We start from the raw sequence: 8,329 nt of genomic DNA, 5'->3' as shown, positions 1-8,329 counted from the left end.
GAGTTCGTCGGCAGCGTCAGATGTGTATAAGAGACAGACCAGGAGGAGGCCCCCGCTGCGCCAATGAGCCCCGAAGCTTCGGTCCTCCCCATGGGACGGCTGACCCGGACGGGCTCCGTGCTGGGCACGCCCGCCTATCTCGCGCCGGAGCTGCTGCGGGGCCAGCGCGCCGACGCGCGCTCGGACGAATTCAGCTTCTGCGTGGCGCTCTACGAGGCGCTCTACGGCGTGCATCCCTTCCAGGGAGAGACGCTGAGGGAGCTGGCCCAGGCGGTGCTGGCGGGGCGGGTGCGTCCGCCCGAGCGCGAGGTGCAGGTCCCCGCCTGGGTGAAGCGCGCGGTGCTGCGGGGGCTGCGAGCCGAGCCCGCGGAGCGCTTTGCCTCCATGGAGCCCCTGCTGGCGGCCCTCACTCCGCCGGCCCGGAGGATGCGCACGTGGGTGGTGGCCACGGCGACGGTGACGGGCCTGCTGGGGGCGCTCGCGGCCTACGGGGTGACGCAGCGGCGCGAGGCACGCTGCGAGCAGGAGGTGGAGAAGCTGGCTGCGGCCTGGAGCCCCGCGCGGCGCGAGCGCGTGCGTGCGGCCTTCCTCGCCACAGGCGCGCCCTCCGCCGCGCAGGCCTGGGAGCGGGTCTCGGCGGCGTTGGATGCCTACTCCAACCAGTGGCGCACGCTGCGCACCGAGTCCTGCCTGGCCGCGGGCCGTGACACCTCGGACAACACCGCCTGGCAGACGGCCGCGTGCCTCGATACGCGACTCTGGCAGCTCGCCGCCACCACCGAGGTGCTGGAGAAGGCGGATGCGCTGACGGTGCAGAACGCGCCCCAACTGACGGCCTCCCTCGAGGGGCTCGCCGGATGCCGGGACTCGCCCGGGCTCTCCAGTCGGCCTCAGCCGCCCGACGACCTCCGCCCCCGGGTGGACGCGGCACGGCACAAGCTGGCGCAGGCCCGGGCCCACCTCGTGGCGCGCCGGTTCACCGACGGCCTCGTGGTGACGTCAGCCCTCCTCGAAGAGCTGAAGGGGATCGACTACAGGCCACTGGAAGCGGAGGTGTTCCTGGCCCACGGCGAGCTCCTCGGGGAGAACGACAAACCGAAGGAAGCGGAGGAGGCCCTCCTCCAGGCCGTGTGGGCCGCCGAGGCCGGGCGTGATGACGAGACCCTGGCGCGTGCATGGCTGGAGCTCATCTGGGTGGTGGGCGAGGCGCTGTCCCGCCCCGCGGACGCGGAGAAGCTCATCCGGCATGCGCAGGCCGCCGTCGAGCGGCTGGGGCGCGAGCGCTTCCCGGACATCACGACGGAACTGCACCACCGCCTGGCCTCGCTGCGGGATCAGCAAGGCCGTCTCGCCGAGGCGGAGCAGGAGGCGCTCCAGGGCCTGGAGTTCTCTCGCAGGAGGAATGGCCCGGACAGCCTCCGCACGGCCAACCTCCTCCATCAGCTCGGCCGGATCCGCATGAGCCAGCGCCACTTCGAGGAGTCGCTGGAACTCCACCTCCAGGCCCTCGAGCTGCGCAAGCGCCTGCTGGGCCTCGACAACGCGGCCCTCGTTGTCTCCTACAACAAGGTCGGCCTGGCCTACAAAGGCATGGGCCGGAACGCCGAGGCTGTCGGCATCTGGCGCAAAGCCCTGGCCCTCCAGGAGGCGGCTCCCGTCCCGGAGAACACCGTCCTCGCGACCCTGCTCTTGAACCTTGCCGGGGTCTCGCGCGTCGAGGGCCGGCTGGAGGAGGCGCGGCCCCTGCTCGAGCGGGCGCGCACCCTCTTCGAGGGCGCCCGTGGACCCGACCACTTCACGGTCGTCCAGGTGCTCGTGGAGCAAGCGATGCTGTACGGCGACGCAGGCCAGCACGACAAGGCGCTCGAGCTCACCACCGAGGCCCTGGAGCGTATCCAGCGTTCGATGGGCCCGGACACACCGCGCGCCACCCTGCCCCTGCTGATGCGGGGGTATGCGCACCTGTTCCTGGGCCACCATCCCGAGGCACGGCGCGATCTGCTGGACGCGCTGAAGCGGATGGAGAAATCGCAAGGCTCGGGGGGAGCGGGCGCGATGTCGGTGCTGCTCCCGCTGGCCGAGGTGGCCCTGGCAAGCAAGGCTCCGAAGGAGGCGCTCGAGTACTGCGAGCGTGCGCGGAAGCTCACCGAGAAGGTCCAGAGCCAGGAGTCCGAGGACGGTGCCAACGCCCTGACCTGTGTCGGAGCGGCGTATCTGGCGCTGGGCGCCGCGGACAAGGCCGTACCACTGCTCGAGCGCGCCTGGCGCACACTCACCCAAAGGAGCGAACACGGAGACCCGTTGATCGCTGGCAAGACCGCCTTCGTGCTGGCCCGGGCGCTCGTGGAAACGCGCTCCTCGCCGGACCGGGCGCGTGCGCTCGCGATGGCCGAGGAGGCCCGGACGCGGCTGGAGTCCGTGGGAGTCCGGGGCCGGCCGGGGCTCCAGAAGGTGCTGGCCTGGCAGCGGCGTGAGGGAGAGCCATGAGCGAGGAACGGAAGCCAGACGCCCTGGCGGCGCTGCTGCGGGAGCACCTGCCACGGAATCAGCGCGCGGAGCTGGAGGCCCTGGTGGAGCTCGAGTCGCTGCTGTGCAAGCACGTCGAGGCGGCCCGGACCGCGTGGCCCACGTTGCCGCTTTCGGCCGAGGCCTTCGTGCGGCACCTGTCCCGGCACCTGCCCGTGGGGAAGGCCGCGGAGGTGCTGTGCATCCTCCACGGTGCCGACCTGTACCTCGCGTGCGCCTGTGCCACCGGGGAGCCCTCGGCCCTGCGTGCCTTCGAGCAGCACATCCTCCGGCACATCCCCGCCCGGCTCGGGGCCGTGTCACCGAGCATGGTGGAGGAGGTGTTGCAGACGCTTCGCGAGCGGCTGCTGGTGGGCCGCGGGGAAGCACCTCCCCGGATTGGGAGCTACGGGGGGAGGGGACCGCTGCTGACGTGGGTGGGCATCACCGCCGCGCGCATCGCGGGCGAGCTGGTGGAGCGCAACGGGCGCGAAGTCCTCGTCACCGAGCCGCCGGAGGCCTTCGCGCGGATGCTGGCCTCGGGCAACCCGGAGCACGAGCTGCTCCGGGAGGACGCGCGCCAGTTCCTCGTCGACGTGCTCCAGAAGGTGGTGGCAGTGCTTTCCGAGCGAGAGCGCGCCCTGCTGCGCCTGCACCACTTGCATGGTTTCACCATGGACCGGCTCGCGCTGATGTATGGCGACTCCCGCTCCGGCGTGGCGCGCAAGGTCGCCCAGGCCCGCGAGCAGTTGCTCGAGCGCGTCCATGCGGAGCTGGCCACCCGGCTGAAGCCAGACGCCCTTGCGATGGAGAGCCTCCTGGGGCTGGTGCGCAGTCAGCTGGACATCAGCCTCCACCGGATGCTGGGCTGAGCCTGGGGGCGGCGCCCGAGCCCCTGCTCGACGATGGACAGGAAGAACTGCAAGGACGCAACCGCCTGCGCCGCGGTCACCCCGGCCGGTAGCGACTCGACATCGACCATCGGCGGCAGCTCGGCGTCGTGGGTCGCGACGGTGAGCGTCCGGATGAAGTGGTCAGCCTGCGCCCTCGTGCCGTCCGCGCGGGCTGTGGCGTGGAAGAAGTGATATCCGCCGCGAGGGAGCATTCCCCGAGAGGCCGACCAGTTCGCCGTGAAAAGGAAGAGTCCTCCGAAGCCCACGCGTTGGCGGCCCTGCTGACAGCGGAGGCTGAGTCCCAGACGCCCTTCAAGAGCGTGGAGCATTTCTCTGGGCGTGATGACGACGCGGCTTTGGAGGGCACTGTCTTTCGCGGCAAGGGCAAAGCCGCGGTCGTGTTCCGGGTGAAGAACCTCCATGCGGCGCGCTCCTGGAGCATGAAGTCCGTCCGCCTCGTGGGGACTTCGGATTCGAGGGAACGGGCCATCGCGGTCCGCTCCTCGGCGGCGGTGATCGAGCCAGGAGCGTCTGGAGATGTACCGGCAGGACGGGTTCGTGCAGGCGATTGTTCGGTTGGACCCGACATTGCTCGGGAAGTAGGAACGCCCCATGACTTCCCGCCGATACGCGCTCATGGGCTGCATGGGCCTGCTGGTTCTGATGCCAGGGTGTGCGGCGACGCCGGGCGACGTCCGCCGTCACGCGGATGGCATGCCCATGTCGGAGAAGTGCCCGGAGAAGGCGCTGGAGGTCATGCGGTACTTGCACGCGGGGGAGACAGGGTGCCCATCTGCGCCGTGGCGAGGCTCGGCTTCGGCCAGTTGCGCAAGCGGCCGGAGTCCAAGCCGGGAACGGCGATCCTCGATTCACCGCGCGCCGACGTCTACATCGTGGACGAGTTCCGGTAGCGCGTAAGCCTCAAGGGATCCGTCACTGCCTCAGATTTCTGCGAGACGTGTGGGCCTCTTTCCAGAGCAAGGGCGCGGAATCGCTGGGAGGGCCCCTCTGGTCCGCGCCTTGCTGTGCGCCGTGCTCCGTCACACCTTCCGATGAAGGAGCCGCAATGCGCTGGATGAAGCGGGTGGGATGTTGCCTGACGGTCATGGCCTTCACGGCCTGTGGTTCGGACGAAGCGGGCGACAAGCAGGGGCGGCTCGCGCTGCGGGATGGGCAGTCATTGGACGTCGCGCAGGAGTGCGGCGTGGACCTGCCCCAGTGTCCGCAGGGCCTGGGCTGTTTTGCCTTCAAGCTGGAGGGGACCACGAAGGCGCGTTGCGTGGATGAGGCGTCGGTGTGCAGGGATCTCGTCACCTGCACCGGCGGCACCCAGTGCGCCACGCTGCTTTCGTATCCCGGCCAGGTGACCTGCTCCGGCAAGTGTACCGGCTCGGATTGCGACGAGTCCGTATCCAGCCAGCCCTGAAGCCAGTGCCGGTGGCGATCCGCCCATCGGCGGATGGACGGATCACCGCGGCAGGAGATGGTGCTTGATGGCCTGGTCCCAGATTTCCGTCGCGAGCCTGAGCGCGGAAACATCAGACTCGACTTCGCCGCTGGTACCTTCGCGCAAGACGCTGAAGGAATGCGCTGTCGGAACCACTTCGATGATCCGCTCCAAGGGAGCGACATTCGTCAAAGGAATCGCCGGCTGAATGCCAGGGCTCCCTATGTTCCATCCCCCGACGCCCGCTCCCGGAGGAACTGCGCGGAATAGGATCTCCATGCGACTGCCATGGCTTTCGCCCTGGATGCCGAAGAGCCAATAGGGCTCATTCTGAAGGCTAACCCACTCGCGTTCCGTCAGGACGGTCAGGCCGGTCACCTCAAGACGCGGTGGATTGCCCTCGGGAAACCTCCCCGTCAGCTGATGGGCGAAATCCCTGAGCGCTTCATGAAGCACACGGACGGCCTCGTACCACTGGCTGAACTGGGCGGATGTCGCTGCCCGTGACCTGCTCAGCTCGTTCGCTAGATAGTTGATGGCGGGCTCGCGGACTTCACTGACTTCACGGGCCGCCCGCTCGTACTCCACGAAGCTCTGCTCCACGCAGTCGAGCGTCAGCTCCACCATCGCGGTGAGGTCCCCCGAATGGGAGGCATCAAGCGCGGCGTAGTACCGCGCACGCTCCTGCACGCGCAGGACGATGGCCGGGTAGTGCTCCCGCATCAGCAGCAGGTTGGCGAGCAGCCTCCCCGTCCGGCCGTTCCCATCCACGAAGGGGTGAATGGTCTCGAACCACGCGTGCGCGATGGCGGAGATGACAATCGGGTGCTCCGACTTCACTCCGGCCAGCCACTCACCAAACGTGCGCATCGACTCAGGCACATGGATGGCTTCCGGGGGCACATGCTCGGTGCCGCTGATCCGCACGTTGATGCGACGATAGGCGCCCGCGTTCTCCGGCTCGATGCCGCGCAGGACGATGCCGTGCATCTCGCGCACGTCCCGCTCGCCCAGCACCGTCTCCTTCCGCGCCAGCTCCTGGATGAAGTCGAGCGCCTGCGCCAGGTTCACCGCCTCCAGGTGGTCCTTCATCGACTTGCCCGCGATGGTGATGCCGTCCTCCAGCACCGCGCGCGTCTCGGGCAGGGTTAGCCGGTTCCCCTCGATCGCATTCGAGTGGTACGTGTGATGGACCCGGAACCAGTGCCGCAGGCTCTGCACCGCCGCAGGCGGCATCACGGCGCTGCGCAACTGGCGCATCCGCTCGGTCGCCTGCCGCAGCCTCGGCTCAATGCCCTCGCTCCACCGGTACGGATGCACGACGACCACCTCCTCCTCCCACTGTAATCGCCCGCCCGCCTCCGCCACGTTTCACGCCGCAGGGCTCCCGCAGGCCTGTTCGTGCACCTTGCAATCCGGGCCTGAACCCGTGTCCTCCAAGCGGCTGGAATGACTGGGGTGGCCGGCGGCCCGTGACGGTACGGCGGATGCTCAAGGGAAGGGGACGCCATCATGCCCACCTTCCCTTTGACCCCGCTGTTGCCCCACGTCCTGCTGGCCCAGGCCGCCCCCGTGGAGCCCGCGCCCACCGTCCTCTCCCGCCTCCAGGTGGAAGGGGGCGTGGACGCCTACTACGGCTACAACTTCAACCGCCCCGCCAGCGCCACCAACTTCCTGCCAGGCACCGGCACCACCGCCCGGCGGCATGACGAGGCCACCGTCAACCTCGCCTCGCTGGGCGTGAGCGTCACCCCGGAGCCCGTGGGCGTGCACGTGCTGCTCGGCTTCGGCACCGGCATGGACGTCCTCCACCGCGCTGAACCCGAGGGCGACGCCACCGGCCCCGACGTCTGGCGCTACGTGCAACAGGCGTCGCTGTCCTTCGCCGAAGGCCCCCTCACCCTGGAGGCCGGCATCTTCCCCAGCCACATCGGGCTGGAGTCCTTCCAATCCCAGCTCAACTGGACGTACACGCGCTCGTGGATGGGGGAGTTCTCCCCCTACTACCAGACCGGCCTCAAGGGCACCTGGCGCTTCAATGACCGCTGGAGCGCGCAGCTGCACCTGCTCAATGGCTGGCAGACCATTGGTGAGAACAACACCGGCAAGGCCCTGGGCACCCAGGTCGCCTATGCCGGGGACCGCCTGTCCGCGGCCCTCAACACCTTCGTGGGCAACGAGGGCTCCGGTGACGCGGAGGCCCTGCGTCTCTTCGTCGACACCGTCGCCACCCTCAAGCTCACCGATGCCGTGAGCGTCTCCGCCACCGCGGACGCCGGCCGGCAGGCACGCCCCGGGACGAGCGCCGCGCTCTGGTACGCGGCCGGCGCCAACGTGCGCGTGCAGGTCGCCCGGCCCGTGGCCGTGGTCGCGCGCGCGGAGGTGTACCGCGACCGGGATGGGCTCCTGAGTGGCACCGCGCAGACGCTCTCCGAGGGCACGCTCACGCTGGAACTGAAGCCCGCCGAACACCTCACCCTCAAGGCCGAGGCCCGCTACGACCACTCGACCCAGGCTGTCTTCGACAGTCAGGACACCGACGCGGACGGCCTACCGCGACTGCGCCCAGACCAGACCCTGCTCGTCGTCGGAGCGGTCGCCTACTTCTGACCTTCCGAACGGAGCTGAACCATGACCTTCGAATACGTCGCTGGGACCGCGCTCGCGGTCCTGCTGTCCGTCTACCTCGTCTACGCCCTGCTCCGGCCGGAGCGCTTCTGATGACCATCACCGGCTGGCTGCAGACCCTGCTGTTCTTCGCCCTCGTCCTCGCGCTGACGAAGCCCGTCGGCAGCTACCTCTTCCGCGTCTTCGAGGCCGACACCCAACCTCTTCCACGCCTGCTCGGCCCCGTTGAGCGCGCCCTCCTGCGCCTGGGCGGCGTGGACCGCGAGCGCGAGCAGACGTGGGGCCAGTACACCGTCGCCCTGCTCGCCTTCAGCCTGCTGGGCGTCCTCATCCTCTACGTGCTCCAGCGCCTCCAGCACGTCCTCCCCTTCAACCCCCAGGGCCTGCCGGCCGTCGGTCCGGAGCTCGCCTTCAACACCGCCGCCAGCTTCGTCGCCAACACCAACTGGCAGTCCTACGCCGGTGAATCCACCATGAGCTACGCCACCCAGATGGTGGGTTTGACGTGGCAGAACTTCGTCTCCGCCGCCGCGGGCCTGGGCGTCGCGCTGGCCCTGGCGCGCGGCCTCACCCGCCGCCCCGGTCCGGAAGGCCGCAAGACGCTGGGCAACTTCTGGGTGGACCTGGTGCGCGGCACGCTCTACGTGCTCCTGCCCCTGAGCTTCGTCGCGGCCCTGTTCTTCGTGTCACAGGGCGTGCTCCAGAACCTCGCGCCGTACCACGAGGTGACGACCGTGGAGGGCGTGAAGCAGACGCTCGCATTCGGGCCGGTGGCCTCGCAGGAGGCCATCAAGATGCTGGGCACCAACGGAGGCGGCTTCTTCAACGCCAACAGCGCCCACCCCTTCGAAAACCC

General features: G+C 69.3%; 9 protein-coding genes and 1 pseudogene. 8 read left to right on the top strand and 2 right to left on the bottom strand.

The window, feature by feature from the left end:
• Positions 1–63 precede the first annotated feature (63 nt).
• Both D7V97_RS46695 and D7V97_RS36315 read left to right on the top strand, forming a co-directional pair.
• Positions 64–2,487, top strand: coding sequence for a protein kinase family protein (locus D7V97_RS46695; protein ID WP_120615199.1), 2,424 nt, complete (start codon positions 64–66; stop codon positions 2,485–2,487).
• Positions 2,484–3,377, top strand: a complete 894-nt coding sequence (locus D7V97_RS36315; protein WP_120615198.1) for an RNA polymerase subunit sigma-70 — start codon at positions 2,484–2,486, stop codon at positions 3,375–3,377. Before D7V97_RS46695 ends, D7V97_RS36315 begins: the two co-directional genes overlap by 4 nt.
• Here D7V97_RS36315 and D7V97_RS46875 read toward each other — a convergent pair.
• Positions 3,341–3,610, bottom strand: a complete 270-nt coding sequence (locus D7V97_RS46875) for a GH25 family lysozyme (protein ID WP_368668988.1) — start codon at positions 3,608–3,610, stop codon at positions 3,341–3,343. The two genes, D7V97_RS36315 and D7V97_RS46875, sit on opposite strands and share 37 nt — an antisense overlap.
• Between D7V97_RS46875 and D7V97_RS46870 the strand changes: the two are divergent.
• The 3 genes and pseudogenes from D7V97_RS46870 to D7V97_RS36295 form a co-directional block, all read left to right on the top strand.
• Positions 3,506–3,880: pseudogene (locus D7V97_RS46870) on the top strand (DUF2381 family protein); the annotation flags it as partial. The gene D7V97_RS46875 and the pseudogene D7V97_RS46870 sit on opposite strands and share 105 nt — an antisense overlap.
• Positions 3,881–4,183: 303 nt before the next feature.
• Positions 4,184–4,309, top strand: a complete 126-nt coding sequence (locus D7V97_RS46865) for a hypothetical protein (RefSeq protein WP_368668989.1) — start codon at positions 4,184–4,186, stop codon at positions 4,307–4,309.
• 155 nt (positions 4,310–4,464) lie between these two features.
• Positions 4,465–4,824, top strand: coding sequence for a hypothetical protein (locus D7V97_RS36295; protein WP_120615200.1), 360 nt, complete (start codon positions 4,465–4,467; stop codon positions 4,822–4,824).
• A 42-nt stretch (positions 4,825–4,866) separates the two neighbouring features.
• Here D7V97_RS36295 and D7V97_RS36290 read toward each other — a convergent pair whose 3' ends face one another.
• Positions 4,867–6,174 carry a Fic family protein gene (locus D7V97_RS36290; protein ID WP_147445120.1) on the bottom strand — a complete coding sequence of 436 codons (1,308 nt, stop codon included), beginning with the start codon at positions 6,172–6,174 and terminating at the stop codon, positions 4,867–4,869.
• A 183-nt stretch (positions 6,175–6,357) separates the two neighbouring features.
• Between D7V97_RS36290 and D7V97_RS36285 the strand changes: the two genes are divergently transcribed.
• From D7V97_RS36285 to D7V97_RS36275, 3 genes are all read left to right on the top strand, one after another.
• Positions 6,358–7,455: a porin gene (locus D7V97_RS36285; protein WP_120615195.1), complete on the top strand. Its 1,098-nt coding sequence runs from the start codon at positions 6,358–6,360 to the stop codon at positions 7,453–7,455.
• A gap of 21 nt (positions 7,456–7,476) precedes the next feature.
• Positions 7,477–7,566: a K(+)-transporting ATPase subunit F gene (gene kdpF / locus D7V97_RS36280; protein ID WP_120615194.1), complete on the top strand. Its 90-nt coding sequence runs from the start codon at positions 7,477–7,479 to the stop codon at positions 7,564–7,566.
• Positions 7,566–8,329: potassium-transporting ATPase subunit KdpA (locus D7V97_RS36275; RefSeq protein WP_147445119.1), on the top strand; the 764-nt coding region annotated here is incomplete at its 3' end. The genes kdpF and D7V97_RS36275, both read left to right, overlap by 1 nt.

The sequence above is a fragment of the Corallococcus sp. CA053C genome, assembly GCF_003611675.1.
In the GTDB taxonomy this organism is placed as follows: Bacteria; Myxococcota; Myxococcia; order Myxococcales; family Myxococcaceae; genus Corallococcus.
Note: the sequence above shows the minus strand (reverse complement) of the source record. Positions and strands in the feature narration are given on the sequence as shown.

What these genes read in the sequence shown, in the direction of transcription:
- D7V97_RS46875 (WP_368668988.1), bottom strand. Translation starts at nt 3,610, where the DNA reads ATGCTCCCTCGCGGCGGATATCACTTCTTCCACGCCACAGCCCGCGCG.
- D7V97_RS46695 (WP_120615199.1), top strand. Translation starts at nt 64, where the DNA reads ATGAGCCCCGAAGCTTCGGTCCTCCCCATGGGACGGCTGACCCGGACG.
- D7V97_RS36315 (WP_120615198.1), top strand. Translation starts at nt 2,484, where the DNA reads ATGAGCGAGGAACGGAAGCCAGACGCCCTGGCGGCGCTGCTGCGGGAG.
- kdpF (WP_120615194.1), top strand. Translation starts at nt 7,477, where the DNA reads ATGACCTTCGAATACGTCGCTGGGACCGCGCTCGCGGTCCTGCTGTCC.
- D7V97_RS36285 (WP_120615195.1), top strand. Translation starts at nt 6,358, where the DNA reads ATGCCCACCTTCCCTTTGACCCCGCTGTTGCCCCACGTCCTGCTGGCC.
- D7V97_RS36295 (WP_120615200.1), top strand. Translation starts at nt 4,465, where the DNA reads ATGCGCTGGATGAAGCGGGTGGGATGTTGCCTGACGGTCATGGCCTTC.